Origin of the sequence: Rugamonas rivuli, assembly GCF_009380165.1 — a bacterium.
Classification (GTDB): Bacteria; Pseudomonadota; Gammaproteobacteria; order Burkholderiales; family Burkholderiaceae_D; genus Rugamonas; species Rugamonas rivuli.
The window spans coordinates 49,931-76,859 of record NZ_WHUF01000004.1 but is presented as its reverse complement, the minus strand read 5'-3'; the positions used below and the strand labels follow the sequence as shown (position 1 = coordinate 76,859).

20 protein-coding genes are annotated in these 26,929 nt (G+C 63.8%); 12 read left to right on the top strand and 8 right to left on the bottom strand.

What is annotated here, in order from left to right:
• Window positions 1-30 precede the first annotated feature (30 nt).
• Complete coding sequence (locus tag GEV01_RS15365; protein ID WP_008451431.1) at window positions 31-1,953, bottom strand: PrkA family serine protein kinase; 1,923 nt, start codon at window positions 1,951-1,953, stop codon at window positions 31-33.
• A 498-nt stretch (window positions 1,954-2,451) separates the two neighbouring features.
• On the opposite strand from GEV01_RS15365, the gene GEV01_RS15360 reads away from it, so the two are divergent.
• Entirely contained in the window at window positions 2,452-3,459 is a 1,008-nt protein-coding gene (locus GEV01_RS15360) for an adenosine deaminase (RefSeq protein WP_152805920.1), read from the top strand.
• A gap of 9 nt (window positions 3,460-3,468) precedes the next feature.
• Window positions 3,469-6,006, top strand: coding sequence for an ABC transporter permease (locus GEV01_RS15355; protein WP_152805917.1), 2,538 nt, complete (start codon window positions 3,469-3,471; stop codon window positions 6,004-6,006).
• Between the two features lie 3 nt (window positions 6,007-6,009).
• On the opposite strand, the gene GEV01_RS15350 is transcribed toward GEV01_RS15355, so the two are convergent.
• Complete coding sequence (locus GEV01_RS15350) at window positions 6,010-7,020, bottom strand: response regulator (protein ID WP_152805914.1); 1,011 nt, start codon at window positions 7,018-7,020, stop codon at window positions 6,010-6,012.
• 3 nt (window positions 7,021-7,023) lie between these two features.
• Entirely contained in the window at window positions 7,024-8,304 is a 1,281-nt protein-coding gene (locus GEV01_RS15345) for a sensor histidine kinase (protein ID WP_152805911.1), read from the bottom strand.
• A gap of 171 nt (window positions 8,305-8,475) precedes the next feature.
• Here GEV01_RS15345 and cqsA point away from each other — a divergent pair, with 171 nt between their 5' ends.
• From cqsA to GEV01_RS15315, 6 genes are all read left to right on the top strand, one after another.
• Window positions 8,476-9,735 carry an alpha-hydroxyketone-type quorum-sensing autoinducer synthase gene (gene cqsA / locus GEV01_RS15340; RefSeq protein ID WP_152805908.1) on the top strand — a complete coding sequence of 420 codons (1,260 nt, stop codon included), beginning with the start codon at window positions 8,476-8,478 and terminating at the stop codon, window positions 9,733-9,735.
• Window positions 9,736-9,765: 30 nt separating this feature from the next.
• The gene (locus GEV01_RS15335; RefSeq protein WP_152805905.1) at window positions 9,766-10,164 is read left to right on the top strand and encodes a group II truncated hemoglobin; all 399 of its coding nucleotides are present in this window, start codon (window positions 9,766-9,768) and stop codon (window positions 10,162-10,164) included.
• A 4-nt stretch (window positions 10,165-10,168) separates the two neighbouring features.
• The gene (locus tag GEV01_RS15330) at window positions 10,169-11,488 is read left to right on the top strand and encodes a DNA recombination protein RmuC (protein ID WP_152805903.1); all 1,320 of its coding nucleotides are present in this window, start codon (window positions 10,169-10,171) and stop codon (window positions 11,486-11,488) included.
• A gap of 13 nt (window positions 11,489-11,501) precedes the next feature.
• Window positions 11,502-13,460 (top strand): acyl CoA:acetate/3-ketoacid CoA transferase, encoded by a 1,959-nt coding sequence (locus tag GEV01_RS15325; protein WP_152805900.1) that lies wholly within the window; start codon window positions 11,502-11,504, stop codon window positions 13,458-13,460.
• Between the two features lie 67 nt (window positions 13,461-13,527).
• Entirely contained in the window at window positions 13,528-14,304 is a 777-nt protein-coding gene (locus GEV01_RS15320) for a DeoR/GlpR family DNA-binding transcription regulator (protein ID WP_152805898.1), read from the top strand.
• A gap of 14 nt (window positions 14,305-14,318) precedes the next feature.
• Entirely contained in the window at window positions 14,319-15,473 is a 1,155-nt protein-coding gene (locus GEV01_RS15315) for an MFS transporter (protein WP_152805895.1), read from the top strand.
• On the opposite strand, the gene GEV01_RS15310 is transcribed toward GEV01_RS15315, so the two are convergent.
• From GEV01_RS15310 to GEV01_RS15290, 5 genes are all read right to left on the bottom strand, one after another.
• Window positions 15,424-16,233, bottom strand: coding sequence for an ABC transporter permease (locus tag GEV01_RS15310; RefSeq protein ID WP_175023077.1), 810 nt, complete (start codon window positions 16,231-16,233; stop codon window positions 15,424-15,426). The two genes, GEV01_RS15315 and GEV01_RS15310, sit on opposite strands and share 50 nt — an antisense overlap.
• Window positions 16,230-16,850 carry an ABC transporter ATP-binding protein gene (locus tag GEV01_RS15305; protein WP_152805892.1) on the bottom strand — a complete coding sequence of 207 codons (621 nt, stop codon included), beginning with the start codon at window positions 16,848-16,850 and terminating at the stop codon, window positions 16,230-16,232. Before GEV01_RS15305 ends, GEV01_RS15310 begins: the two co-directional genes overlap by 4 nt.
• Before the next feature lie 4 nt (window positions 16,851-16,854).
• Window positions 16,855-18,756: a molybdopterin molybdotransferase MoeA gene (gene moeA, locus GEV01_RS15300; RefSeq protein WP_152805889.1), complete on the bottom strand. Its 1,902-nt coding sequence runs from the start codon at window positions 18,754-18,756 to the stop codon at window positions 16,855-16,857.
• A 1-nt stretch (window position 18,757) separates the two neighbouring features.
• On the bottom strand, window positions 18,758-19,867 hold the full coding sequence (moaA, locus tag GEV01_RS15295; protein ID WP_152805887.1) for a GTP 3',8-cyclase MoaA: 1,110 nt from the start codon (window positions 19,865-19,867) through the stop codon (window positions 18,758-18,760).
• A gap of 184 nt (window positions 19,868-20,051) precedes the next feature.
• Window positions 20,052-23,087, bottom strand: coding sequence for an Rne/Rng family ribonuclease (locus GEV01_RS15290; RefSeq protein WP_152805884.1), 3,036 nt, complete (start codon window positions 23,085-23,087; stop codon window positions 20,052-20,054).
• Between the two features lie 706 nt (window positions 23,088-23,793).
• Between GEV01_RS15290 and GEV01_RS15285 the strand changes: the two genes are divergently transcribed.
• From GEV01_RS15285 to GEV01_RS15270, 4 genes are read left to right on the top strand one after another with little or no spacing between them, the layout of a single operon-like run.
• The gene (locus tag GEV01_RS15285) at window positions 23,794-24,792 is read left to right on the top strand and encodes an RluA family pseudouridine synthase (RefSeq protein WP_152805882.1); all 999 of its coding nucleotides are present in this window, start codon (window positions 23,794-23,796) and stop codon (window positions 24,790-24,792) included.
• 48 nt (window positions 24,793-24,840) lie between these two features.
• Window positions 24,841-25,500 carry an HAD-IIIA family hydrolase gene (locus GEV01_RS15280; RefSeq protein ID WP_152805879.1) on the top strand — a complete coding sequence of 220 codons (660 nt, stop codon included), beginning with the start codon at window positions 24,841-24,843 and terminating at the stop codon, window positions 25,498-25,500.
• Entirely contained in the window at window positions 25,500-25,871 is a 372-nt protein-coding gene (locus GEV01_RS15275; protein WP_152805876.1) for a Rieske (2Fe-2S) protein, read from the top strand. Before GEV01_RS15280 ends, GEV01_RS15275 begins: the two co-directional genes overlap by 1 nt.
• Before the next feature lie 19 nt (window positions 25,872-25,890).
• Window positions 25,891-26,928, top strand: a complete 1,038-nt coding sequence (locus GEV01_RS15270) for a S49 family peptidase (protein ID WP_152805872.1) — start codon at window positions 25,891-25,893, stop codon at window positions 26,926-26,928.
• The last annotated feature ends 1 nt before the right edge of the window (window position 26,929 follow it).

Sequence of the window (26,929 nt, the reverse complement as noted above, 5' to 3'; positions counted from 1 at the left end):
CCGCCTATGCGGGGCGGCGCGCTATCCTGCTTAAGACGACTTCCTCACACGCAAATACCATTCGCACAGCAGCCGTACCTGCTTGGCCGTATAGCCTTTCTCCACCATGCGGGCGACGAAGTCGGCGTGCTTGTTGGCGTCTTCGGCGCTGGCCTTGGCGTTGAACGAAATGACCGGCAGCAGTTCCTCTGTGTTGGAGAACATCTTCTTCTCGATCACGGTGCGGAACTTCTCGTAGCTGGTCCAGGCCGGATTCTTGCCGCCGTTGTTGGCGCGCGCACGCAGACCGAAGTTGACGATCTCGTTGCGGAAATCCTTGGGATTGGAAATCCCGGCCGGCTTCTCGATCTTTTCCAGCTCGTTGTTCAGCGACTCGCGGTCGAAGCTTTCGCCGGTGTCCGGATCGCGGTACTCCTGATCCTGTATCCAGAAGTCGGCGAAGGTCACATAGCGGTCGAAGATGTTCTGGCCGTATTCCGAATACGATTCCAGGTAGGCGGTCTGGATTTCCTTGCCGATGAACTCCACGTATTTCTGCGCCAGGTGCTCCTTGATATACGAGAAGTACTTCTGTTCGGTTTCAGGCGGGAACTGCTCGCGCTCGACCTGCTGCTCCAACACGTACAGCAGGTGCACCGGATTGGCCGCCACTTCGGTGTTGTCGAAGTTGAAGACCTTGGACAGGATCTTGAAGGCGAAGCGTGTCGACAGCCCGTTCATGCCCTCGTCGACGCCCGCATAGTCGACATACTCGTGCATGGACTTGGCTTTCGGATCGGTGTCCTTGAGGTTCTCGCCATCGTAGACCAGCATCTTGCTGAAGATGCTGGAGTTCTCCGGATCCTTCAGCCGCGACAGGATCGCGAACTGCGCCATCATCTTCAGCGTTCCGGGCGCGCATGGGGCCTGGTACAGCGAGGAGTTGGCCACCAGCTTGTCGTAGATCTTGATCTCGTCGGTCACGCGCAGGCAGTACGGCACTTTGACGATGTAGATACGATCGAGGAAAGCCTCGTTGTTGCGGTTGTTCTTGAAAGTCTTCCACTCCGACTCGTTCGAGTGCGCCAGGATGATGCCGTCGAACGGTATCGCGCCGAAGCCCTCGGTGCCTTTGTAGTTGCCTTCCTGCGTGGCGGTCAGCAGCGGATGCAGCACCTTGATCGGCGCCTTGAACATTTCGACGAATTCCATCAAGCCCTGGTTGGCCAGGCACAGGCCGCCCGAGTAGCTGTAGGCATCAGGATCGTCCTGCGAATAATCTTCCAGCTTGCGGATATCGACCTTGCCGACCAGCGAGGAAATATCCTGGTTGTTCTCGTCGCCCGGTTCGGTCTTGGAGATGGCGATCTGCTTCAGCACCGATGGATAGCGCTTGACCACGCGGAATTGATTGATATCGCCGTTGAATTCGTGCAGGCGCTTGACCGCCCATGGGCTGGGGATGTTGCGCAGATAGCGGCGCGGAATGCCGTAGTCTTCTTCGAGAATCACGCCGTCCTCTTCCTCGTTGAACAGGCCGAGCGGCGATTCGTTGACCGGCGAGCCTTTCAGGCAGTAGAAGGGCACATGCTCCATCAGCGACTTCAGTTTCTCGGCGATCGACGATTTGCCGCCGCCCACAGGGCCCAGCAGATACAGGATCTGCTTGCGTTCCTCCAGCCCCTGCGCGGCATGGCGGAAGTAGGACACCACTTGTTCGATCACTTCCTCGGTGCCGTAGAACTCGCGGAATGCCGGATATATTTTGATGACCTTGTTCGCGAAGATGCGTGACAGCCGGGTGTCGTTGCGGGTATCGACCAGCGTTGGTTCGCCGATGGCGGCCAACATGCGCTCTGGCGCGCTGGCGTAGGTGAGTCGATCTTTTTTGCAAAGTTCGAGATACTCCTTCATGGACATCTCTTCTTCTTTGGTCCGTTCGTACCGTGCGGCGTAGTTGTCAAAAATGGTCATTTGGATGTCCTTTAATGTAAACCTGCGTGTCACGGGTCACTGGCAGTTCGCTTGCCCTGGCCCTGGTCTGTGCATACCCCTTTTTCGTATTATTTTTCTTATGACCAGCTTCTTTTGTGTGGCACGGATTGCCCGTGCCGGTGAGCTGGCTTCATCGCCGGTTGGCGGCTTTTATGTGTTGGTCGTAACGCTTCTTACGTCTATGAAATTGATTATTGCGCTATTGGTGCCGGAAGTCAAAAGATATGTCGTAATATCGTTAATACTCTTATGTAACTTGTTGATTAATAAGATTAATTTTGATAAAAACTATCGTCTTTCAATGATTTTTAAGGCACTTTTTTAGCTCATTTATGCCACAGTATCACGCTTGTGCGCGCCGCGCTGATCGCACCTCAAACAGATAAATTTTGCCGCAACTTGGCGGCCGCTGTCGCACTCCCGCGCCATGCGATAAGATGCGTTGATCCAGCTAACCGTCAGAAGGAAAAAAGAATAATGTTGAACGAACAATTGCGCACGGTAGTGCAGCAGATGCCGAAGGCCGAATTGCACATCCATATCGAAGGCTCGTTGGAGCCGGAACTGATCTTCGCGCTGGCCCAGCGCAACAACGTCAAGCTGGCCTACGGCTCGGTGGAAGAGCTGCGCGCCGCGTATGCGTTCACCGATCTGCAGTCCTTCCTCGACATCTACTACGCCGGCGCCAGCGTGCTGTTGCAGGAGCAGGACTTCTACGACATGACCGCCGCCTACCTGAAGCGCGCCGAGGAAGACAATGTGCGCCACACGGAGATCTTCTTCGATCCGCAAACCCACACCGCGCGTGGCGTGCCGATCAAGACCGTGATCGACGGCATCCACCGCGCCTGCCAGGACAGCCCGGTCAGCGCCACGCTGATCCTGAGCTTCCTGCGCCACCTGTCCGAGGAAGACGCCTTCGCCACGCTGGAAGAGGCGCTGCCTTACCGCGACAAATACATGGGCATCGGGCTCGATTCGTCGGAGGTCGGCAATCCGCCGGAGAAGTTCGCGCGCGTGTTCGCCAAGTGCCGTGAGCTGGGCTTCCATCTGGTCGCGCATGCGGGCGAGGAAGGCCCGCCGGCGTATATCGAAACCGCACTTGACGTGCTGAAGGTCGAACGCATCGACCACGGCGTGCGCTGCCTGGAAGACGCGGCCCTGACGCAGCGCCTGGCGCGCGAGCAGATCGCGCTGACGGTGTGCCCGCTGTCCAACGTCAAGCTGTGCGTGTTCGATCGCATGGAACAGCACAACCTGCTGGAGCTGCTCGATGCAGGCATCGTCGCCACCGTGAACTCGGACGACCCGGCCTACTTCGGCGGCTACATGAACGCCAACTTCGTCGCCACCTTCGAGGCTTTGCCACTGGGCCTGTCCCACGCGCAGCGCCTGGCGCGCAACAGCTTCTCGGCGGCCTTCCTGCCGGCGGAGCAGAAGCAGAAGTTCCTCGATGAAGTCGACGCGTATTTCGCAGCCCTCTAGAAAACCTCCATGCTCAAACTTGCCTTGAAGATGACGTTGCGCGACTGGCGTGCCGGCCAACTGCGCTTCCTGCTGATCGCGTTGACGGTGGCGGTGGCCGCCTTGTCCGCCACCGGATTTTTCATCGACCGCCTGCGCAGCGGCCTCGATCGCGATGCCCATCAGCTGCTGGGCGCGGACGTTGTCATCAATGCAGACCTGCCGGTCAACCCGGCCTGGCGCGCGGAGGCTGAGCGGCGCGGGCTGCTGATGACCGACACGGTCAGCTTCCCCAGCATGGCGCAGGCGGGCGAGGGCGAGCAATCGACGTCGTTGCTGGCGTCGTTGAAGGCGGTCGGTCCCGGCTATCCGCTGCGCGGCCAGTTGAAGATCACCACCAACCCGGAACAGGCCGAGCAAAGCTACGGCACGGCCGCCAACAGCGTGCCCGCATCAGGCACGGTGTGGATAGACGCCGGCCTGCTGGGCAGCCTGAAGACCTCCATCGGCGGCCAGATCAAACTGGGCGACAAGAGCTTCACCGTGGCGCAGCTGATCGCCTCCGAGCCTGATCGCGGCGCCAACTTCCTGGCCTTCGCGCCGCGCGTGATGTTCGCGCTCGGCGACGTTGAGGCGACCAATTTGATCCAGCCCGGATCGCGCGTGTCCTACCGCCTGCTGGTGGCGGCGCCATCGTCGCTGAAGAACGGCGCCGCCGTCGCCTCGGCTTACGAGCAGTGGCTGCAAGCGCAGATCAAGCAAAACAATATCAAGGGCGTGCGCGTCGAGTCGCTGGAAAACGGCCGTCCCGAAATGCGCGCCACGCTGGACCGCGCCGACCGCTTCCTGTCGCTGGTCGGCCTGCTGTCGGCGATGCTGGCTGCGGTGGCCGTGGCGATGGCCGCGCGCCGCTTCATGCAGCGCCACCTGGATGCCTGCGCCATGCTGCGCTGCCTGGGGCTGACGCAGAACGAAGTCACGCTGATGTATCTGATCGAATTCCTGATGGTCGGCCTGGCCGGTAGCGCGATGGGCGTGGCGGTCGGCTTCGGCGGCCACTACGTGCTGCTGGAAGTGCTGGGCAAGCTGGTCTCGGCCAGCCTGCCGGCGCCGACCATCTATCCGGCGCTGCAAGGCGTGGCCACCGGCATGCTGTTGCTGGCCGCCTTCGCGCTGCCGCCGATACTGCAACTGCGCAAAGTGCCGCACAACCGCGTGATCCGCCGCGAACAGGATCCGCCGCAAGTGACCGCGCTGGCCACCTATGGCCTGGGCCTGGCCGGTTTTGTCGCACTGCTGCTGTGGCAAGCGGGCGATGTGCAACTGGCGCTGTACACGGCGGGCGGCTTCCTCGGCGCCTTCGCCTTGTTCGGATTGGTGGGCTGGGGCGCGCTGGCCGCGCTCAAGCCGATGCGGCGCGCGATCGATCATCAAAGCTGGCGCTTCGCCATCAGCTCGTTGCAGCGCCGCCCCGGCGCGACGGTGGTGCAGATCGTCTCGCTGGCGCTGGGCATGATGGCGCTGCTGGTGCTGACCGTGGTGCGCGGCGACCTGATGACGGCCTGGCGCAACGCCACGCCGCCGGATGCGCCCAACCGTTTCATCATCAACATCCAGCCGGAGCAGGCGGCCGATATCGCCAAGCGCCTGCAAGCGGCGGGCGTGATCTATGCGCCGCAGTATCCGATGATACGCGGCCGCCTGACCGCCGTGAACGGCAAGCCCGTCACCGCCGAGACCTACACCGACGACCGCGCCAAGGGCCTGGCCGACCGCGAGTTCAATCTGTCGACCATGGCGCAGATGCAGGCCGAGAACAAGATCAGCGCCGGCCAGTGGTTCGCCGACAAGCCGGGCGCGCCGGAAGCCTCGGTGGAGGAGGGCATCGCCAAGACGCTGAAGTGGAAGCTGGGCGACAAGCTGCGCTTCGATATCGCCGGCACGCCGGTGGACGCCACCATCACCAGCCTGCGCAAGCTTGAATGGGGTTCGATGCGGGTCAACTTCTTCGTCATCATCAACCCGGCGGCGATGACGGAGGTGTCGCAAAGCTGGATCACGGCCTTCCATCTGCCGCAAGGGCAGGGTGCCGTGATGAACGCCTTGACGCGTGATTATCCCAACCTGACCATCGTGGATGTCGGCGGCCTGCTGCGGCAGGTGCAGGCGGTGCTGGACCAGGTGGTGACGGCGGTCGAATTCCTGTTCGTCTTCACGCTCGCTTCCGGCGTGCTGGTGCTGTATGCGGCGCTGATGGGATCGCAGGACGAGCGCACCCGCGAATCGGGCCTGCTGCGCGCGCTCGGTGCGACGCGCAGGCAGCTGTCGCAGGCGCAGCTGATCGAGTTCTCGCTGGTGGGCGCCTTGTCCGGCGTGCTGGCGGCCAGCGGCGCGGCTGCCATGGGCTGGGCGCTGGCCACCTATCAGTTCAAATTCGCCTGGAGCTTCAGTCCTGTCGTGTGGTTGGTCGGGCTGGTGGCGGGCGCGCTGTGCGCCATCGCTGGCGGCTGGCTGGGCTTGCGTAATGTGCTGCGCCAGCCGCCGCTGCAAACGCTCCGAGAGGCTTAGACCTCAGGCGGCGATGCTGTCCAATGCCGCCCGCTCCTTGAGGAAATCGGCGTAGGCATAGGGCTGCTGGTCGAAGTAGTGCGACGGCAGGTCGAACAACGCCCAGTAGTAGGTCTCGCGGCCCTGGCATATCTGCGGCGCCGCGCAGTAGCGGTGCCAGTTCTCGCCGACGCGGCGCGAGTACATGCCGTCGCCGTCCGGATCGGAGAAGAACGGCAGCACGCGCCGCTCCAGCAGCGCATCCATCAGCGACGGCGGCGCATCGCTGTCGCGCGCGATCTCGTACTGCGCATACATGCCCTGTTCGGTTTCTATCATCATCAGGCTGGCCTTGCCGTGCTTGTCGAGGAACAGGATGCCGGTCGGATTCGGGAAGATGTAGTGTTCGACGAAACCCATGCGCGCGCTGAGCTCCCGCACCAGCCGCGCCAACGCGGGGTCGCCGAGGAAGTTGTAGTTATGCAGCAGCACCAGCTCGCGCAGCGTTTCCGACTGGGTGTCGAAATAGTCGCGCTGCAGCGCGGCGATTTCCAACTCCAGGATATCGAGCGCATGGTCGTCACTCTTCTTGATGTAGCGGTCGATCAGGCCGCGGTTGAAGGCGCTGACGGCGATCTTCTCATCGGCCGCGCCGGTGAACAAAATCTTCTTGCAGGGCAGGTGCTCCACCGCCGCACAGAATTCCAGGCCGTTCATCTGCGGCATCGAGTAATCGATCACCAGCACCGACGGCGTGGCGAAGCGCTGGCGCTGCTCGCCGATGCGGTAGATGCGCTCCAGGTCCAGCGCCACATTGCACTGGTCGGCCGGCAGGTTGTGCATGTCGAAGTTGACGTGCAGCGGCACGCAGCCCGATGGCGGTCCCTGTCGCAACCATTGCAGCGCCGTGGTGGTGTCGTGGAAGGTCTGGCTGGCCAGCATGGGATCGAGCTGGAACGACAGGCTGCGCAGGAAGGAGTCGCTGTCGTCGACCAGCACGGTCAGCGTGGGGTGGGAATAGACGGGCAAATGCATGTGTCACCTCGGTATGGACTGTGGCTTGGGGAATTCAAGGATGAAAATGGCGTAGGCGCCTTCGCGCGATACGCAATGGATGGTGGCGCTCCAGGCGTGCATGATTTCCTCGCACAAGGCCAGGCCGATGCCGGCGCCGTTGTGCGGTGGATGGGAGTAGAAGCGGCGGAAGATCATCGGCATCTGCTGCGCCGGGATGCCGCAGGCGGTGTCGATGAACAGCAGGCGCGGCGGCTGGTGGGCGCCGTCGACCACGATGCGCACGCGGCCCTTGCCGGCGCGCTGCACGGCCTTGAGCGCGTTGCGCAGCAGGTTCAGCAGGATCACCACCGACAGCTCGGTCTGGCCTGCGAAGGTGAAGTTGCGGCGCACTTCCAGCGCCACCAGTTTTTGCTGCGTGGCGTTGGAGAAGGGATAGCGCTTGAGCACCGCCTCGACCACGCCCTCCATCGACACCGTCTCCACCGGCCGCAGGTTCTGCCGCACCGCCGTGGCGCTGAGCAGGAACAGGTCGATCATGTGGTTCATGTGGCGCACCTCGAACTGGATGCGCGCCAGCGCGTCGATGGCGCTGAGCCGGTCCTCCTGCGAGCGGCTGCCGGCGTCGGTGTACATGCGCAGCAGGCCGCGCACATTGGCGTCCACGCTGGTGAGCGGCGTGCGCAGCTCGTGCGCCACGGTGGCCAGGCCGGCGCCCAGGCCCGCCAGCTTTTCCTGCGCCAGCACATGGCGGCTGATCTTGGCCGCCGACAGCACCGCGATGGTGAACCAGTGGATTGGCACCTGCTGCAATACCGGAGGGCTCAGCAGCATCGCGCCTTCGCCCAGCGCGGCGGCGGCCACGCAGGCGGCGGTGGTGCCGGCCAGGTAGGCCGTGATGGCCAGGCTGGTGTCGAAGTGGAACAGCACCACTAGCCCGATCAGCAGCGACTCGCTCCACACGCCGGAAGCGTGGTTCATCAGGAACATGAAGGTGAAGAAGAACGGGAAGATGTAGCTGAGCGTGACCAGCAGGTAGAGGTTGAGCATGCGGCGGCTGAACTGGCGCGCGAACAGGCCCAGCGCGCACAGCAGGATGCCCAGCAGGCGCAGCGGCAGGGTCTCGTACTCCTGCGGGAAGAAGTGCTGCCAGATCACGTAGTACAGCGGCATGCCCACCGTGCCGATGCTTGCCAGCAGCAGGACGCGCACCGTCGCATGGTCCTCGCGGCCATGGTAGTGCAGCAGCGATTGGACCAGTCCGTGCTGCCAGCGTTTCCAGCGTTCTGGGAGGGGATGCTTCATGGTCGGATTGACTTTTATCAAGTTGCCATGATCGCCTTAAATTACAACGCGATCCGGCATATCAATTCAATAATTGATCGGCGTCAATCACTTCTTGTTTTTTTGGCCTCAAGGTTGCTAACGGAATCATAAAAAAACAACCTTTTCCAAAACTACCAAAGGAGTCTAAAAATGGCCAACGCGATTGCTCAAGATCATGTCCATGCCCAGGTTTTTTCCTCTCCAGCTGAGCAGCATATGCCCGATTTTGTGACCCGCCGCATGGACGAGCACTACATCGTCCGCATCGAACAATTGCTGGGCGGGGAGCACCCGCACGCCTGGCAACCGACCCCGGCCAGCGCCGTGTTCCTGGCCGGGAACGACTACCTGTGCCTGGCCGGTGAACCGGCGCTGATGGGGGCGCAAATGGCGGCGCTTGCGCACAGCCAGGGCGAGCTGCTGATGTCGGCCGTGTACCTGCAGGAGGGCAGCGCGCAGCACCGGCTGGAACGCAAGTTCGCGCAGTTCATGGGCGCGCAGGACGGCATCATGGCGCAGTCCGGCTGGGCGGCCAACGTCGGCCTGGTGCAGACGCTGGCCGCGCCTGGCATTCCGGTCTACCTGGACATGCAGGCCCATGCCTCGCTGTGGGAAGGCGTGCAGTCGGCCGGCGCGACGCCGCTGCCCTTCCTGCACAACGACATCGAGCATCTGCAGAAGCAGCTGGCGCGGCATGGGCGCGGCCTGATCGTGGTCGACGCGCTGTACAGCACCAACGGCAGCGTGGCGCCGTTGCGGGAACTGGTGGAAATTGCCGAGCGCAGCGGCTGCCTGCTGATCGTCGACGAATCGCATTCGCTGGGCACGCACGGGCCGCGCGGCGCCGGGCTGGTGGCGGACCTGGGCTTGAGCGAGCGCGTGCACTTCCGCACGGCCTCGCTGGCGAAGGCGTTTGCCGGGCGTGCCGGTTTCATCACCTGTTCCAGCAAATTCAAGGGCTACTTCCTGTCCGAGTCGCGGCCGGCGATCTTCAGTTCCTGCCTGCTGGGGCATGAGCTGGCGTGGTTCGACGCCGCCATCGATTTCGTCGCCGCCGCCGACGACCGCCGCGCCGCGCTGCGCGCCCATGCGCTGGAGGTGCGCGAGGAGTTGAGTGCGTTGGGCTACAACGTCAGCGACGGCAGCGAGCAGATCATCGCGCTGGAACCCGGCCCGGAACCGAAGACGCTGGCGCTGCGCAAGCTGCTGGAGCGACACGGCATCTACGGCGCCATGTTCTGCGCGCCGGCCACGCCGAAGAACCGCTCGCTGGTGCGGCTGACGCTGAACTCGGGCCTGGATCGCACGCAGCTGTCGCGCATCATCCAGGCCTGCGACGACATTCGCACCGAGGCCGACCTGGAGAACTGGTCGTCGACGCGGCGCCTGCGCCGGCTTGCCCTGGTGTGATGCACTCGGTTCGCCGCCCGGTACGCTATCATGGAGGTTATGACTGAATCCCAAACTCTCTATGAAGTGATCGGCGGCGAATCGCGCGTGCGCGAGATGGTCGACCGTTTTTATGATCTGATGGAACTGGAGCCGGAATTTGCGCTGCTGCGCGCCGCCCATCCGCCCACGCTGGACAACGCGCGCGAGCGCCTGTTCATGTTCCTGAGCGGCTGGATGGGCGGGCCGGACCTGTACATCGAAGCGCACGGCCATCCGCGCCTGCGCATGCGGCACATGCCGTTCGCCATCGGCACCCAGGAGCGCGACCAGTGGCTGCGCGCGATGGCGTGGGCGATGGAGGATGTCGGCATCGACGAGGCGCTGCGTTTGCGGTTGATGGAGTCCTTCTATCAAACCGCCGACTGGATGCGCAACAAGCCGGATTGACGCCATGAGCCAGATCGAGTTCTTCGTTTTGCTGGCGGCGATTGCCGTGGTGATCGTGCTGCAGTTGCTGTCGCTGCTGCGTGCACGTGGCGGCGCCGGTGCCGGTGCCGATAACGGCCTGGCCGAACGCATCGAACGTGTCGAGCGCGAAGTGCGCATGCAGCTGCAGACCACGGCGCAAGCCACGCATGCCGCCAGCGTGCAGCAGTTCGAGGCCATGCGCCGCCAGCTCGAAGCGCAAGGCCTGGTCGGCCGCGATGAGCAGGGCCGCAGCCTGAAGCAGTTCGGCGAGAGCATGAACCTGGCGCTGATACGCCTGACCGAATCGAACGCGGCGCGCATGCAGGAAGTGCGCGCCACGCTGGAAGCCAAGATCAAGGATCTGCAAGCCGACAACGGAGCGCGCCTGGAAGAGATGCGCAAGACCGTCGACGAGAAGCTGCATGCGACGCTGGAGGCGCGTTTGAGCGCATCGTTCCAGCAGGTGTCCGAACGGCTGGAGCGGGTGCACCAGGGCTTGGGCGAGATGCAGCAGCTGGCGCTGGGCGTCGGCGACCTGAAACGCGTTCTGACCAATGTGAAGACGCGCGGCACCTGGGGCGAGGTGCAGCTGGAGATGCTGCTGGAGCAGGTGCTGACACCGGAGCAGTATGCGAAGAACGTCGAGACCATCGCCGGCAGCGGCGCGCGCGTGGAGTTCGCGCTCAAGCTGCCGGGCCAGACCGAGGGCGGTGCGCCGGTGTGGATGCCGATCGACGCCAAGTTCCCGAAGGAGCAGTACGAACGCCTGCTGGACGCCGCCGATCGCGCCGATGCCGACGGGGTGGCGCTGGCCGGCCGCGAGCTCGAACGCGCGGTGCGGGTCGAGGCCAAGACTATCTCGGAGAAGTACGTATCGCCGCCGCACACCACCGATTTCGCCATCCTGTTCCTGCCCACAGAGGGCCTGTATGCGGAGGTGATGCGTCGCCCCGGCCTGGCCGACGAGCTGCAACGCGTGAACCGCATCAGCATTGCCGGGCCGTCGACCTTGTCGGCGCTGCTCAACAGCTTGCAGATGGGCTTCCGCACGCTGGCGCTGGAGAAGCGCTCGTCGGAAGTGTGGCAGGTGCTGGGGGCGGTGAAGACGGAGTTCAGCAAATTCGGCGACGTACTGGCCGCCACCAAGCTGACGCTGGAACGCGCCGCCAAGAATATCGAAACCGCAGAGACTCGCAGCCGCCAGATGGCGCGCAAGCTGAAGACGGTGGAGGCGCTGCCGAGCGAAGCGGCGCAGCTGCTGCTGGGGCCAGAAATCGACAAACAGGATCTCGACATAGACTAGAACGGAGACAGGTATGCCAGGGCGCACTCTCGATTTTTCCATGGTCGGCATACCTGCCGTTCAGCGTAACAAGATCGTCAGCGCGGCCGATGCGGTCAGCCTGATACGCGACGGCGACACCATCGCCACCGGCGGTTTCGTCGGCGTCGGCTTCGCGGAGAATATCGCGGTGGCGCTGGAGCGGCGCTTCCTGGCCGCCGACAGCGGCGGCCATCCGCGCGACCTGACGCTGCTCTACGCCGCAGGGCAGGGCGACGGCAAGGAACGCGGCCTGAATCACTTCGGCCACGAGGGCCTGCTCAAGCGCGTGATCGGCGGCCACTGGAGCCTGGTGCCCAAGCTCCAGCAGCTGGCCATGAGCGGCAAGATCGAAGCCTACAACCTGCCGCAAGGCGTCATCAGCCAGCTGTTCCGCGACACTGCCGCCGGCAAGCCCGGGCTGCTGACGCACGTCGGCCTGGGCACCTTCGTCGATCCGCGCCACGGCGGCGGCAAGATCAACGCCCGCACCACCGAGGAGCTGGTCGAGCTGCTGACGCTGGGCGGCAAGGAATACCTGTTCTACAAATCGCAGCCGGTGCACGTGGGGATCATTCGCGGCACCACGGCGGACGCCAACGGCAACGTCACCATGGAGCGCGAGGCGCTGACGCTGGAGGCGCTGGCGATCGCGATGGCCGCGCACAATTCGGGCGGCATCGTCATCGTGCAGGTGGAACGCATCGCCGACCGTGGCACGCTCAATCCGCGCCAGGTCAAGATCCCCGGCATCCTGGTCGACTGCGTGGTGGTGGCGGAAAAGCCGGAATACCATATGCAGACTTTCGCCGAACCGTACAACCCCGCCTACTCGGGCGAGGTGCGCGTGCCCCTGTCGGCGATGGCGGCGATGCCGATGTCGGAGCGGAAGGTGATCGCCCGCCGCGCGCTGATGGAGCTGCGGCCGAACAACGTGGTCAACCTCGGCATCGGCATGCCGGAGGGCGTGGCGGCGGTGGCGGTGGAAGAAAAGCTGCTGGACCTGGTGACGCTGACGGCGGAGCCGGGTGTCATCGGCGGCATGCCGGCCGCAGGCCTGAACTTCGGCGCGGCCACCAATCCGGATGCGGTCATCGATCAGCCTTACCAGTTCGACTTCTACGACGGCGGCGGTTTGGATGTGGCGGTGCTCGGGCTGGCGCAGGCGGACCGCCACGGCAATCTGAATGTCAGCAAATTCGGCAGCAAGCTGGCCGGCGCCGGGGGCTTCATCAACATCAGCCAGAATGCGCGCAAGGTGGTGTTCGTCGGCACCTTCATGGCGGACAAGGGCGCGACGCGCAAGTTCGTCGACGAGGTCGAGCACCGCACCTACAGCGGCGAGTACGCGGCGCGGCGTGGACAGGAGGCGTTGTTCATCACCGAGCGCTGCGTGATGCGGCTGGTGCTGGATGGCGGCATGTCCGCGCTGGAGCTGATCGAGATCGCGCCCGGCGTCGACGTGGAGCGCGACATCCTGGCGCATATGGATTTCAAGCCGATGATCAGCGCGCAGCTGAAGGTGATGGATGCGCGCATCTTCGCGCCGCTGGCGATGAACTGGCGCAGCGACTTCCTGGCGCTGCCGCTGGAGCAGCGGTTGGTGTACGACGCGCAGCAGGAACTGTTCTTCGTGAATTTCGAAGGCTTCGAGGTGAGCGACGCAGCGACCATCGCCGCCATCTGCGCGATGGTGGCGGAGCGCCTGGCGCCGTTGGGCCGCAAGGTGCCGGCGGTGATCAACTACGATAACTTCTCGATCTCGCCGGATTTGATGGACCAGTACGTAGCCTCCGTGAACGATCTCGCGGAGCGCTACTACAGCAAGGTGACGCGCTACGCACACAGCACCTTCATGCGCGCCAGTCTGGGACGCGCCTTCCGCCGCATCGAGAAGGATGCCGCGCTGTTCGCCAACTCGGCCGAGGCCTTGCTGCGCTTGCAGGAACCTTGATTGCGTGTTTATGCGTATTTGTGCGTGATTGTTTACATTGTGCGCATGAGTGTGTACACTTTTGCGCATGAAACGTGAAAATCTCCTGCTGCAAGAGCGCCACGACCTGATACTGAAGCAATTAGAGGCCGATGGCCGCGTGATTGCGTCCGTGCTGGCGCTGGACCTGAACGTCACCGAAGACACGATACGACGCGACCTGCGCGACCTGGCCGCCGCCGGCTTGTGCCAGAAAGTGTACGGCGGCGCCGTGCGCATCGCCGCCGCGCCGGAATCGGGCACGCTGACCCAGCGCCTGGGCCGCCAGCAATCCGGCAAGTCGCGTCTGGGCGCTGCCGCCGCCACGCTGGTGAAGCCGGGCAGTGTGATCTTCCTCGACGCCGGCTCCAGCAACCTGGCCATCGCCGAGGCTTTGCCTGCGGTGTCGTTGACGGTGCTGACCAACGCGCCGTCGATTGCGGCGCGGCTGCTCGATAGCCCTCACATAGAACTGATCATGATCGGCGGCCGCGTCAAGCAGGGCCTGGGCGGAAGCGTCGGCGCGACCGCGCTGCGCGAGGTGGAACTGCTGCGGCCCGACCTGTATTTCATCGGCGCCTGCGGTGTCGATCTGCATGCCGGCATCACCGCTGTCGACTTTGAAGAGGCGGAATTCAAACGTCGCCTCGCGGCGCACAGCAAGGCCACCGCCGTCGTCGCCACGACTGAAAAAATCGGCGCGGTCGCGTCCTTCCTGGTGTTGCCTATCGCCCAATTGACCCACCTTGTGGTCGAGCAGGATAGCGATGCGCGGCTGATGGATGCCTACTCCGCAGCCGGCACCCGCCTGCTGCGCGCCGAATAAAGAAAGCGGATCTGATGACCACCGGTTTACAAAAACGAGTATCTACCCGCCTGGCCTTCCTTGCAGCGGGCATGGCGATGTCAGCCTGGGCGCCGCTGGTGCCGTTCGCGCAGGCGCGCACCGGCGTGCAGCAAGGGGAGCTTGGCTTGCTGCTGCTCTGTCTCGGCATCGGCTCGCTGCTGGCGATGCCGGTGACGGGCGTGCTGGCTGCGCGCTTCGGCTGCCGCCGCATCATTCTCGCTTCCGGACTCGGATGCTGTCTGGTGTTTCCCTTGCTGGCGATTGCGCCGACGGCGTGGTCGCTGGCGCTGGCGCTGTTCCTGTTTGGCGCGACGATAGGCACGCTGGATGTGGCGATGAATATCCAGGCCGTGATCGTCGAAAAGGAATATGACGGCGCGCTGATGTCGGGCTTCCACGGACTGTTCAGCGTGGGCGGCATCGTTGGCGCGGGCAGCATGACGTTGATGCTGTGGGCGGGGTTGGATCTGGTGGTTGCGTCGCTGGTGTTGGCGGCGGCGGTCGCGCTGGTGCTGATCGGCGCCGGTCCTTATCTGCTGCGCGACCCGGCGCCGTCGGAGCGCGACGCACCGCTGTTCGCCCTGCCGCGCGGCGCGGTGGTTTTGATTGGCGCCTTATGTTCGCTGGTGTTCCTGGCCGAAGGCGCGGTGCTGGACTGGAGCGCTGTGATGCTGACCAGCGGCGGCGGATTCACGGCCGGGCAGGGCGGCCTTGGCTACGCGGCCTTCGCCGTGGCGATGACGGTGGGGCGTTTGAATGGCGACCGGATGGTGCAGCGCTGGGGCGGCCATCGCCTGCTGCTGTTGGGCGGCTTGTGCGCGGCGCTGGGATTCCTGATCGTGGTGCTGGCGCCGTCGCCGTGGATCGCGCTGGCCGGCTTTGCGCTGATCGGCACGGGCGCTTCGAACATCGTGCCGGTGTTGTTCAGCGCAGCGGGCAGCCAGAAGGACATGCCGGCCAGCCTGGCCATCAGCGCCATCACCACCATCGGCTACGCTGGCATCCTGGCGGGGCCGGGGCTGATAGGATTCGTGGCCCATGCATTCGGCTTGCAGTTGGCGTTCGCCGGACTGGCCTGCGGCATGCTGCTGGTGGCGGCTAGCGGCTGGTCAGCCGTTCCAGGCGCAGGCGGTGGCGCTCGTCGGTGACGCTGCGCGCCGCCAGGTAGACCGCCAGCGTGACCGACAGGCCGCTGCCGCCGGCCAGCAGGAACATCAGCAGGATTTGATAACGCACCGCGTCCATCGGGTCCATGCCCGCGAGGATCTGGCCGGTCATGATGCCGGGCAGCGTGATGATGCCGGCCGCCGACATCTGGTTGATCAGCGGGATCAGGCCCTTGCGCACCGATTCGCGTATCAGCGGCGCCAGCGCGTCGTTGCGGGTGGCGCCCAGCACCAGCTGCGCCTCGATCGCGGCACGGGAGTTGACCACGCCGCCGTAGAAGCAGTCCAATCCCAGGCTGGCGGAGTTGAGCACGTTACCCAGCACGATGCCGATCAGCGGTATCGCATACTGGGGCTCGTACCATGGCGTTGGATGCAGCACCGTGAACAGCGCCAGCATCACGGTGGCGATGCTGGACAGGCCGACGCTGGCAGTCGCCAGCCACACGCCGGGCCAGCCGCGCAAGCCGTGTGCGGGCCGCATCGCTACCTCGCGCGCGGCGGCGACGATCATCAGCATCGCCACGGCCAGCGTGGCTGCCGGCGAGGCCAAGGCAAACACCCAGCGCAGCACCAGTCCGACCAGCAGCAATTGCACCACCATGCGCACGGCTGCCCACAGCATGCTGCGCTGCATGCGCAATCCCAGCCACGCCGAGATGCCGGCGTTAAGCAGCACCAGTGATGAAGCGATGGCCAGGTCGATTGCGCCCGGCTGGATCGGTGGCATACCGGCGCTCATGGTGTGGCCTCGTTTTCGCTTAGCTTCCGGTCGCGCATCGTCATGCTGCGGTGGCCCAGCGTTTGCGCCTGCGCTTCGGAGTGAGTGACCAGGATGATGGACAGACCCGCCGCCAGTTCCCTTTGCAGTAGCGCTTCGGTGGCGGCGACGGATTCGGGATCCAGCGCGGCGGTGGGCTCGTCGAGCAGCAGCACTTGCGGCTGACAAGCCAGTGAGCGTATCAACGCCATGCGCTGGCGTTCGCCGGTGGACAGGCGAGTGATGTCGCTCTCCAGCAGCGACGGCGACAGATTCAGTTGCGGCAGCAGTTCGCGCACGCGCGCCATCTGGGCTGGCTTGAAATGCTCCCCTGCGGTCGGCAGCCACCATGCCGCTTCGGCGGGCTGGTAGATCACGCCGGCCCGCCACGCGGGGGCGCTCATGCCGGAGCGGGGCAGGCCGTTCAGCAGGGCTTCGCCGGTGTGGGGATCGAGATCGCACAGCATCCGCAGCAGCAGGCTTTTGCCTGCGCCGGACGGGCCGGAGATCGTCAGGCACTGGCCCGCTTCCAGATCGAAGGAGAACGGGCCGGCCAGCGGCGATTGCAGATTGCGGATGCGCAGGCGAGGGTGCTGCATGCGGCTAGACCAGGCCGTCGAACAGCAGCACGTCGACCATCTCGCCAGCGGCGACGCTGGCCTGTGCTTCGCGCAGTACGACGATGCAGTTCGCCTCGGACATCGAGCTCAATATGCCCGAGCCTTGCGCGCCGGTGAGGCGCACTTGTGGTTCGCCGCCGTCTCCGGTGCTCAGGATGCCGCGCTGGTACTCGGTGCGGCCAGGGCGTTTGCGGATCGCTTCCGTGGCGCGGGCCTGCATGACAGGTTGCGTCGCCTGCGCGCCCATCATGCGCAGCAGCGCAGGACGAGCGAACATGTAGAACGACACCATCACCGCCACCGGATTGCCGGGCAGGCCAAACAGCCAGGCGCTGTCTGCCTCCGTTGCGATCTTGCCGAAGGCGAGCGGGCGGCCGGGACGCATCGCCAGCTTCCAGAAGGCGACGTCGCCCAGGCGGGCCATGATGTCGCGCGTGTAGTCGGCCGCGCCTTCGGATACGCCGCCGGAGGTGATGATGGCATCGGCCTCGGTACAGGCTTTGCGTAGCGCCGCTTCCAGCGCGGCCGGATCGTCACGCACGATGCCCATGTCGACCACTTCGCAGCCGAGCCGCGTCAGCATGCCGAACAGCGTGTAGCGGTTGCTGTCGTAGACGCAGCCGTCGTCGAGATGGTCGCCGAGCGAGCGCAGTTCGTCGCCGGTGGAGAAGAAGGCCACGCGCAGTTTGCGCTGCACCGTCACTTCGCCGATGCCGAGCGAGGCCACCAGGCCAAGGTCGGCGGGGCGCAGGATTTTTCCCTTGGCCAGCGCGATGCCGCCGGCTTTCAGATCCTCGCCGGCGAAGCGGCGGTTGGCGCCCATGCGGATGGCATCGTGCGGGATGGTGACGCTGTCGCCGTCGATGTGGGAGGCCAGTTCCTGCGGCAGCACGCTGTCGCAGCCGGGCGGGATGGCGGCGCCGGTCATGATGCGGATGCACTCACCGGCTTGCGGCGTTTGCGTGCAAGGGCGGCCGGCGTAGGCTATGCCGATCACCTTGAACGTGGCGTCGGGCGCACCGGCTGCGGGCAGGTCGGCGCCGCGCAGCGCGTAGCCGTCCATCGCCGAGTTGTCGTAGGCCGGCACGTTGATCGGCGAGATGATGTCTTCGGCCAGCACGCGATCGAGCGCGCCGTGCAGCAGCGCGCGCGTTTCGGTCGCGGCGACGGGCGTGATGCGTTCGCAGATGATGCGCTGTGCTTCGGCCACGGGCATCGCGTCGGGATCGCCGCTGGCGGGTGCCGCAGGTGCGGATGGCTGGCTGGCGCTGGCCTGCTCGTGCATCTGCAACTCGGCCAGCGTGTTGATGTTGCGGAAGGCGTCGGCGTCGTCGAACATCACCTCGGCCACGCGCAGCGATTTGATCCAGCTTTCCATGCGGCGCGCGCCGGTGTCCAGGTAGGCGTCCAGCTGCGGCAGCAGGCTTGCTTTCATCAGCGCGAACACCGGATGCGGCTGGCGATACGGTTCGGCGCCTTCCTCGGCCTCCATGGTGACGGCCAACGCCACGTCGGCGTCCTGCTCCAGCAGCGCTGCGTGCAGGCGTTCGGCCAGGTCTAAGGGCAGGAATGGCGAGTCGCAGGGAGCGGTCAGCAGCAGTTCGGTGGGGCAGTATTGCAGGCCGATTTGCAGGCCGGCCAGCGGGCCTTCGAAGCCGTCAAGATAATCGGGCAGCACTGGCGCTGCGTCGACCACCGCCTGGTACTGCGGCAGGTTGCGGTTGGCGTTGATGACGACGGTGGCGACTTGCGGCGCCAGGCGGCGCATCACATGTTCGACCAGCGTGGCGCCGCGAAACGGCTGCAGGCCTTTATCGACGCGGCCCATGCGGGTGCCGCGTCCACCAGCCAGTATCAATCCGGTGATCTTGCTCTTCAAAGACAAACTACCCTCCGATGTAAGACATTTCCACTTTGGCGGCGCGAGCTTCCAGGCCGTCTGTGTTATTGGTCCGCAGTTCCGAGTAACGGTCGCCGCGCGCGCGCCACAGGTGGGCCAGCACGGTGCCGATTTCGGCGTCGCTGCGGCCGTCGCGCAGCAGGGCGCGCAGATCGTGGCCGCTGCTGGCGAACAGACAAGTGTACAGCTTACCCTCGGTCGACAGGCGCGCACGGGTACAGTCGCGGCAGAATGCGTGGGATACACTTGAGATCACGCCGATCTCGCCAGCGCCGTCGGCGTAGCGCCAGCGCGCGGCGGTTTCGCCGGTGTAGTTGGCGGACAGCGCTTCGAGCGGCATCTCAGCGTGGATGCGGCTTACCACCTCGGCCGAGGGGATGACTTCGTCCATTTTCCAGCCGTTGGACGCGCCGACGTCCATGTATTCGATGAAGCGCAGGATGTAGGGCGTGTGCTTGAAATGGCGGGCCATGGGCAGGATTTCCTGGTCGTTCATGCCGGCTTTGACCACCATGTTGATCTTGACCGGGCCCAGGCCGACTTGATGTGCGACATCTATTCCGTGCAGTACATCGTCAACCGAGAAGTCGACGTCGTTCATGCGCTGGAAGACGGTGTTGTCCAGCGCGTCGAGCGAGACGGTGATGCGTTGCAGGCCGGCGTCCTTGAGCGACTGCGCTTTGCGCGCCAGCAGGGAGGCGTTGGTGGTCAGCGTCAGGTCCAGCGGTTTGCCGTGGACGGTCTTGAGCTCGGCCAGCATGGCGATCAGGCGTTCGATGTTCTTGCGCAGCAGCGGTTCGCCGCCGGTCAGGCGGATTTTCTCGACGCCGTGGGCGATGAAGGTCTTGGCCAGCCGGGTGATTTCTTCGAACGACAGCAGGGAGGTGTGCGGCAGGTACTGGTAGTCCTTGTCGAACACTTCTTTGGGCATGCAGTAGACGCAGCGGAAATTGCAGCGGTCGGTGACGGAGATGCGCAGATCGTGCAGCGGGCGGGCCAGCTGATCGCTCAGCAGGCCGGTGGGCGTTTCCAGGACTGCGGGGATGGCTGGCGGCGCGCGGCGCTGGCTGGCCATCATGATGATTTTCTCTGCCATGACTCTACAATCTTGCTGTTTTTGAAATGCGGGACAACATCTGAGGAATTACAAGAAGCTACGATAGCACGTCGCCGCCAACTCGGTGGAGCGGGCTTCCATTAAAAAAGCCCCGCCGGCCTGAACGTGCTCAAGAGCGCGCTCAGTGCCGGCGGGGCTTTTTGGGTTGGGCTATCCGCTGCGATTAGCGGCGGGTGTCCACCTGGATCAGCGGCTCGTCAGCTTGCGGCGGCAGCGGCTTGCGTTCGCGTGGAACGCGGGCCGGTGCTACTGCCTTGGCGGCGGCTTCCTGCGCTGCGCGCAGTTTGGCCGGATCGGTAGCTGCCAGCGTCAGGCCGGCGGAGCCGAGCACTGCTTGCAGGTCGATCGGTGCCGACGGTGCCGGTGCTGGCGCTGGTGCTGCCACCGGTGCAGGAGCAACGGCGACCGGAGCGACTGGCTCGGCAACCACTGGCGCTGCGACTGGGGCAGGAGCTGGAGTAGGCACAGGTGCAGGTGCTGGTGCGGCTACCACCGGTGCGGCTTCGACGATGGCTGGAGCGGCAACTTCTGCCACCACTGCCGGCGCTTCTGCGACGACTGGCTCAACCGCTGGCGCTGCAACGACCGGCGCTTCGACCACAACCGCTACTGGCTCGGCGACGACCGGCGCTGCTTCGACCACTGGTACGGCTTCAACAACAACGGCGGCTGGCTGTTCAACCGGTGCCGGTGCGGCGACTGGCTCCGGCGTCACAACTGCTGCCACGACTGGCTCGGCGGCCGGTGCTTCAACGGCTGGTGCTGCCACGACAGCTTCCGCTACCGGAGCTGCTGCAACTGCTGCCGCTTCGGCGACTGGCACGAAGCTCAGGGCGATTTGTTCGCCTTGCTCGCCGGCTTCGGCTGCTGCCGATTCCTGGCCTTCAACGCCTTCCGTACCTTCCGCACCGTCGCGGTCGCGGCGATTGCGGTTGCGGCCACCACGACGACGGCGACGACGCGGTTCTTCACCGTCCACCGCTGCTTCGTTTTCATCACCCTCAGGACCGGCGTTCGGCGCGGTTTTCAGGATGCTGGTGGTCGCTTCGGTCACAGGACCGGTCGACGGCACGCCTACGTTCAAGGCCAATTCTTCAACCTTGGCTTCGACTGGGGCTTTCTCGCCGCGCGGCTCGCGTGGAGGACGCGGGGTGCGCTCTGCGCGTTCCGGACGCTCGGCGCGTTCTGCGCGTTCGCGTGGTGCCTGGCCTTCTGCTGCCTGGTTTTCACGTGGTTCGCGCGGTTCGCGTGGTGGGCGCGGTGCGCGTGGCGGACGGCCGTTGGCGTCTGCCGCCTTGGCTTCGTCCTGGCCTGGACGGGCTGCGCCTGGTTCGCGCTCTTCGCGCTCGCCACGGCCGCCGGCCTTGCCGTTACGGTTGCGGCCGCGTGGGCCACGTGCGTTGCGGTCGCCGCGGTCGCCCGAAGGCGCCTTGACCACGATGGTCGGCTGCTGCGGCAGGGCCGGGGTTTCCGGTTTGCCGGTGAAGAAGCTGATCAGTTTGGCGAAGAAACCTTGCTCGGCCGGTGCTGGCGTTGGGGCCGGCGCTGGCTTGATGACGGTTTCGGTCGGCTTGCGCTCGACCAGCGGTGCTGGCTGGTCCGGGGTGATGGTCTTGACCATGGCTTCCTGGCGTGGCTTGGCTTCTTCCTTCTGGCGCTTGCTGTAGGCCATGTCGGTTTCGGCTTGCTCGGCCAGCGAGTAGCTCGCCTGGCTGTCTTCCAGACGCGGATCGTCGTGCTTGATGCGCTCCAGTTTGTAGTGCGGGGTTTCCAGGTGCTTGTTCGGCACCAGGATGATGCTGATGCGGTGGCGGGTCTCGATCTTCAGCACTTCGCCGCGCTTTTCGTTCAGCAGGAAGGCTGCCACATCCACCGGCACTTGCACGTGGATGGTGGCCGAGTTTTCCTTCATGGCCTCTTCCTGGATGATGCGCAGCACTTGCAGTGCGGACGATTCGGTGTCGCGGATATGGCCGGTGCCGGAGCAGCGCGGGCAGGTCACGTGCGAACCTTCCGACAGCGACGGACGCAGGCGCTGACGCGACAGTTCCATCAGGCCGAAGCGGGAAATCTTGCCCATCTGAACGCGTGCACGGTCGTGGTGCAGCGCGTCTTTCAGGCGCTGTTCGACTTCGCGCTGGTTCTTGGCCACTTCCATGTCGATGAAGTCGATCACGATCAGGCCGCCCAAGTCGCGCAGGCGCAGCTGGCGGGCCACTTCTTCAGCGGCTTCGCAGTTGGTGTTGAAGGCGGTGGTTTCGATGTCCGAACCGCGGGTGGCGCGGGCCGAATTGACGTCGACCGAGACCAGGGCTTCGGTGTGGTCGATGACGATGGCGCCGCCCGATGGCAGCGGCACGGTGCGGCTGTAGGCGGTTTCGATCTGGTGTTCGATCTGGAAGCGGGAGAACAGCGGCACGTCGTCGCTGTAGCGCTTCACGCGGTGCACCATGTCCGGCATCACGTGGCTCATGAACTGGTGAGCTTGTTCGTAGATGTCGTCGGTGTCGATCAGGATTTCGCCGATGTCAGGCTGGAAGTAATCGCGGATGGCGCGGATTACCAGCGACGATTCCTGGTAGATCAGGAAGGCGCCCGATGCCGACTTGCCGGCGCCTTCGATTGCGCGCCACAGTTGCATCAGGTAGTTCAAGTCCCACTGCAGCTCGTCGACGTTGCGGCCGATGCCGGCGGTGCGGGCGATGACGGACATGCCAGGCGGCAGGTCCAGCTTGTCCATGGTTTCGCGCAGTTCCTGGCGCTCTTCACCTTCGACACGGCGGGAAACACCACCACCGCGCGGGTTGTTCGGCATCAGGACCAGATAGCGGCCGGCCAGCGAGACGAAGGAGGTCAGGGCCGCGCCTTTGTTGCCGCGCTCTTCCTTTTCCACCTGGACCATGATTTCCTGGCCTTCGCGCAGCGCTTCCTTGACGGAGGCGTTGCGTACATCCACGCCTTCGCGGAAGTAAGTGCGTGCTACTTCCTTGAATGGCAGGAAACCGTGGCGATCTTCGCCGTAGCTGACGAAGCAAGCTTCCAGCGACGGTTCGATGCGGGTGATCACGCCTTTGTAGATGTTGGATTTGCGCTGTTCGCGGCCGGCGGTTTCGATGTCGATGTCGATCAATTTCTGACCGTCGACGATTGCTACGCGCAGTTCTTCTTGCTGCGTAGCATTAAACAACATGCGTTTCATTTTTATTAACTCCGCGACCCGTAGGTCATCTCTGTGCCGCTCGGTTTCTTAGGACCGAGGCAGCGTGGTACAGGGATATACGCGAGAATTAATGTGATTGCGGTGGGTATGCCCATCCTGTGCAGCGCAGAAACGCGAACGAAAACGTCCGCGTCGCGGCCGCAACTGGGCGCATGAGGTCGATCGACATGCCGAGTGCTCGCATCACCTGCAACTCATCCATGCGGCCCCTACGGACGGCAGAGAAATGCAGGCGGTGAGCAACGTCGTTGAGAGCCAAATCCTGACCAGGCTTACGTACTACAAGTATCGCAACTTCGCGAAGATACAATGCTTCAGGCTTGTTTCAGCCGTCCATCGAGCTTGCAGCAAAGCATGGGGTCTGGCGAAAACGGCAAGCGTTATCAACTTCATCAACCGGCCAGCTTGGTGCTAGACCAAGCTGGCCGGACTTTATCCTTACAATCCAACCATATTAATTCAGCATCCTTGCAGGCATCCGATTACAACAACGGTGCAACCTTGATTCCGGCAGGGGTGGTGCGTATACATTTTTTCCTCTGAATTTGCAATTTGGCGAGGCCAGTGGAGACGCCCCTGTGTAAAATGTGCTTTTATTCTTACACTTGCCGCAGATTGAACCGCAGCGAAACAATTATATATTCAAAATGAAGGACTTAGAGAGATTTCTGGGAAGACAGAGCAAATGAAGCAACAAAAAGATGTTATCCCACCTTCAACACCCCAGGTTGGCCTGCCGGTTCCGCTGCAAGCACAGTTCGTCACCATTACTGAAGAAGAAGCAGGTCAGCGTATCGACAACTACCTGCTGCGCGTATGCAAGGGCGTACCGAAAAGCCACGTCTATCGCATTTTGCGCTCCGGGGAAGTACGTGTTAACAAGGGGCGCATCGATCAACTGTACCGTCTGGTACAGGGGGATGTGGTCCGTATTCCGCCGGTCCGCATCGCGGAAAAGGCCGACACCACCCACGTGCCGGCGGCCGAATTCAAGGTCATTTTCGAGGATGCCCACCTGCTGGTGATCGACAAGCCGGCCGGCGTGGCCGTGCACGGCGGTTCCGGCGTGTCCTTCGGCGTGATCGAGCAGCTGCGCGCATCGCGTCCTGACGCCAAGTTCCTGGAACTGGTGCACCGCCTGGACCGCGACACCTCCGGTTTGCTGTTGCTGGCGAAGAAACGTTCGGCGCTGACCAACCTGCACGAGCAGATGCGCGACGGCCACACGGACAAGCGCTACCTGACGATGGTGGCGGGCGACTGGAAAAATGCGCGCCAGCACGTCAAGCTGCCGCTGCATAAGTACACCACCGCCGACGGCGAGCGCCGCGTGGCGGTGCAGGCCGACGGCATGCCGTCGCACACGGTGTTCACGCTGCTGAAGAAATTCAAGGATTTCGCGCTGCTGGAAGCCGAACTGAAGACCGGACGCACGCACCAGATCCGCGTCCATCTGTCATCTTCCGGCTTCGCCATCGTAGGTGACGATAAGTACGGCGATTTTGCGCTGAACCGCGTCTTGCTGAAGGCCGATGCCACGCGCGGCGCGCTCAAGCGCATGTTCCTGCACGCCCATCAGATTACGTTTACCCATCCGGATTCCGGCAAAATCATGACGCTGAATGCGCCATTGGCCGCCGAATGTGAGCGATTCTTGGTAAGCTTGGGGAAACCTCTTAACTAATCGCAAATATTATTGAAGGAGCCGGCTTGCGGTAGCAGGCCGGAACACATGGCAAGAAAGCAATTTGATTTAATCGTCTTCGATTGGGATGGAACGTTGATGGATTCCACATCAACGATCGTGAAATGCATACAGGCGGCGGCTCGGGACTTGTCGTTGCCGATTCCGCGTGAAGAGCTTGCCGCCCATGTGATCGGCCTGGGCCTGCATGAGGCCATGCAAGCCGTGCTGCCGGAGATCGATCCATCCTACTATCCTCGCATGGTAGAGCGTTACCGCTATCACTTCCTGTCGCGCGATCACGAGCTGACGCTGTTCCCCGGCATACACGACATGCTGACCGAGCTGTCGCAGAATGGCTATTTCCTGGCCGTGGCGACCGGCAAGAGCCGCGTAGGCCTGAACCGCGCCATGAACGATGTCAAACTGCTGTCCATGTTTGACGCCACCCGTTGCGCGGACGAAACCTTCTCCAAGCCGCATCCCGCCATGCTGCAGGAGCTGACGCGCGAGTTGGGCCAGGATATGCGACGTACCGTGATGATCGGCGATACATCGCACGATTTGCTGATGGCGAACAATGCCGGCGCGTCCGCCATCGCGGTGCAGTACGGCGCGCATCCGGCCGACCAGCTGGCGGCCTGCAATCCGCTGTACTCGGCCGCCACGGTGGCCGAGCTGCACCAATGGCTGAGCGAGCACGCATAATGGCGGACGAAGATATCCTGATCTGTGCTGCCGATGCGGTGGTGGAGGGCGGCAAGGGCGTGCGCTTCCTGGTAACGGCGGGCGGCGACGACGGCACCGGCTTCGTGGTGCGCTACGGCGGCAAGGCGTATGCCTACCTGAACCGCTGCGCCCATGTGCCGATCGAACTGGACTGGGCCGAAGGCGAGTTCTTCGAATCCAGCGGCTTGTACCTGATGTGCTCCACCCACGGCGCGATTTATGTGCCGGACAGCGGTTTCTGCGCCGGCGGTCCGTGCAAAGGCGGACGTTTGCGCCCGATCACGGTAGTTGAACGCGATCAGCAGATTTTCTGGCAACCGGATGACTATGTGCGCCCCGCGCGCGCCTGACTGTAACCATACGAGAACTATGAGCGATAACACGAGCGAAAATGGCGGCAACGGCGCCGAAAACCCTGCATCGGCCGCGCCGGCCCAGGCATCGGCACCGGCCAAGGTGACGGTCCAGGCTTCCAACTGGGAGCGCGAAGTGCTGGAAAAGCTGGTGTTCGCCACGCTCAAGGAGCAGAAGGCGTCACGCCGCTGGGGGATATTCTTCAAGGCGGTGACGTTGCTGGTGATTATCGTCGGCCTGAGCGCCTACCTGGACATCAGCTGGACCGGCTCGGAAGAGACGCTGGGCCGGCACACGGCGCTGATCGAGATCGAAGGCGCGATTGAATCGGAAGGCAGCGGCGCCGCTTCGGTGGTGATACCGGCGCTGAACAAGGCGTTTTCCGACAGCGGTTCGGTGGCGGTGGTGATGCACATCAACAGCCCGGGCGGCAGTCCGGTGCAAGCCGGCATGATCGTCGACGAGATGGTGCGCCTGCGCAAAGGTTATCCGGCCAAGCCGCTGTACGTGGTGGTCGATGAAATCTGCGCCTCCGGCTGCTACTACATCGCCGCCGGCGCCGACCGCATCTACGTCAACAAGGCCAGCATCATCGGCTCGATCGGCGTGCTGATGGACGGCTTCGGCTTCACCGGCATCATGGAAAAAGTCGGCGTCGAGCGCCGCCTGCTGACCGCCGGCGAGAACAAGGGCTTCATGGACCCGTTCAGCCCGCTGACGGACAAGCACAAGCAATACGCGCAAGCTATGCTCAACGAGATCCACCAGCAGTTCATCCAGGTGGTGCGCACTGGCCGTGGCAAGCGCCTGAAGGAAACCCCGGACATGTTCTCCGGCCTGTTCTGGACCGGCGCCAAGTCGATCGACATGGGCCTGGCCGACGCCTTCGGCACCGTCGACAGCGTGGCGCGCGACGTGGTCAAGGCCGAAGACATCATCGACTACACCCAGCATGAAGGCTTGCCTGAACGCGTGCTGAAGAAATTCGGCGCGGCGATGGGCGCGGGGGCAATGAAATCGGCGGTGGATAACGTCAAACCCAGCTTGCGCTGAC

Excerpts from the sequence above, each read along its gene's own strand:
- GEV01_RS15360 (WP_152805920.1), top strand. The coding sequence starts at position 2,452 with ATGTTGAACGAACAATTGCGCACGGTAGTGCAGCAGATGCCGAAGGCC.
- GEV01_RS15365 (WP_008451431.1), bottom strand. The coding sequence starts at position 1,953 with ATGACCATTTTTGACAACTACGCCGCACGGTACGAACGGACCAAAGAA.
- GEV01_RS15290 (WP_152805884.1), bottom strand. The coding sequence starts at position 23,087 with ATGAAACGCATGTTGTTTAATGCTACGCAGCAAGAAGAACTGCGCGTA.
- GEV01_RS15315 (WP_152805895.1), top strand. The coding sequence starts at position 14,319 with ATGACCACCGGTTTACAAAAACGAGTATCTACCCGCCTGGCCTTCCTT.
- GEV01_RS15270 (WP_152805872.1), top strand. The coding sequence starts at position 25,891 with ATGAGCGATAACACGAGCGAAAATGGCGGCAACGGCGCCGAAAACCCT.
- GEV01_RS15310 (WP_175023077.1), bottom strand. The coding sequence starts at position 16,233 with ATGAGCGCCGGTATGCCACCGATCCAGCCGGGCGCAATCGACCTGGCC.
- GEV01_RS15320 (WP_152805898.1), top strand. The coding sequence starts at position 13,528 with ATGAAACGTGAAAATCTCCTGCTGCAAGAGCGCCACGACCTGATACTG.
- GEV01_RS15355 (WP_152805917.1), top strand. The coding sequence starts at position 3,469 with ATGCTCAAACTTGCCTTGAAGATGACGTTGCGCGACTGGCGTGCCGGC.
- GEV01_RS15275 (WP_152805876.1), top strand. The coding sequence starts at position 25,500 with ATGGCGGACGAAGATATCCTGATCTGTGCTGCCGATGCGGTGGTGGAG.
- GEV01_RS15305 (WP_152805892.1), bottom strand. The coding sequence starts at position 16,850 with ATGCAGCACCCTCGCCTGCGCATCCGCAATCTGCAATCGCCGCTGGCC.
- GEV01_RS15325 (WP_152805900.1), top strand. The coding sequence starts at position 11,502 with ATGCCAGGGCGCACTCTCGATTTTTCCATGGTCGGCATACCTGCCGTT.
- GEV01_RS15345 (WP_152805911.1), bottom strand. The coding sequence starts at position 8,304 with ATGAAGCATCCCCTCCCAGAACGCTGGAAACGCTGGCAGCACGGACTG.
- cqsA (WP_152805908.1), top strand. The coding sequence starts at position 8,476 with ATGGCCAACGCGATTGCTCAAGATCATGTCCATGCCCAGGTTTTTTCC.
- GEV01_RS15280 (WP_152805879.1), top strand. The coding sequence starts at position 24,841 with ATGGCAAGAAAGCAATTTGATTTAATCGTCTTCGATTGGGATGGAACG.
- GEV01_RS15350 (WP_152805914.1), bottom strand. The coding sequence starts at position 7,020 with ATGCATTTGCCCGTCTATTCCCACCCCACGCTGACCGTGCTGGTCGAC.
- GEV01_RS15330 (WP_152805903.1), top strand. The coding sequence starts at position 10,169 with ATGAGCCAGATCGAGTTCTTCGTTTTGCTGGCGGCGATTGCCGTGGTG.
- GEV01_RS15285 (WP_152805882.1), top strand. The coding sequence starts at position 23,794 with ATGAAGCAACAAAAAGATGTTATCCCACCTTCAACACCCCAGGTTGGC.
- moaA (WP_152805887.1), bottom strand. The coding sequence starts at position 19,867 with ATGGCAGAGAAAATCATCATGATGGCCAGCCAGCGCCGCGCGCCGCCA.
- GEV01_RS15335 (WP_152805905.1), top strand. The coding sequence starts at position 9,766 with ATGGAGGTTATGACTGAATCCCAAACTCTCTATGAAGTGATCGGCGGC.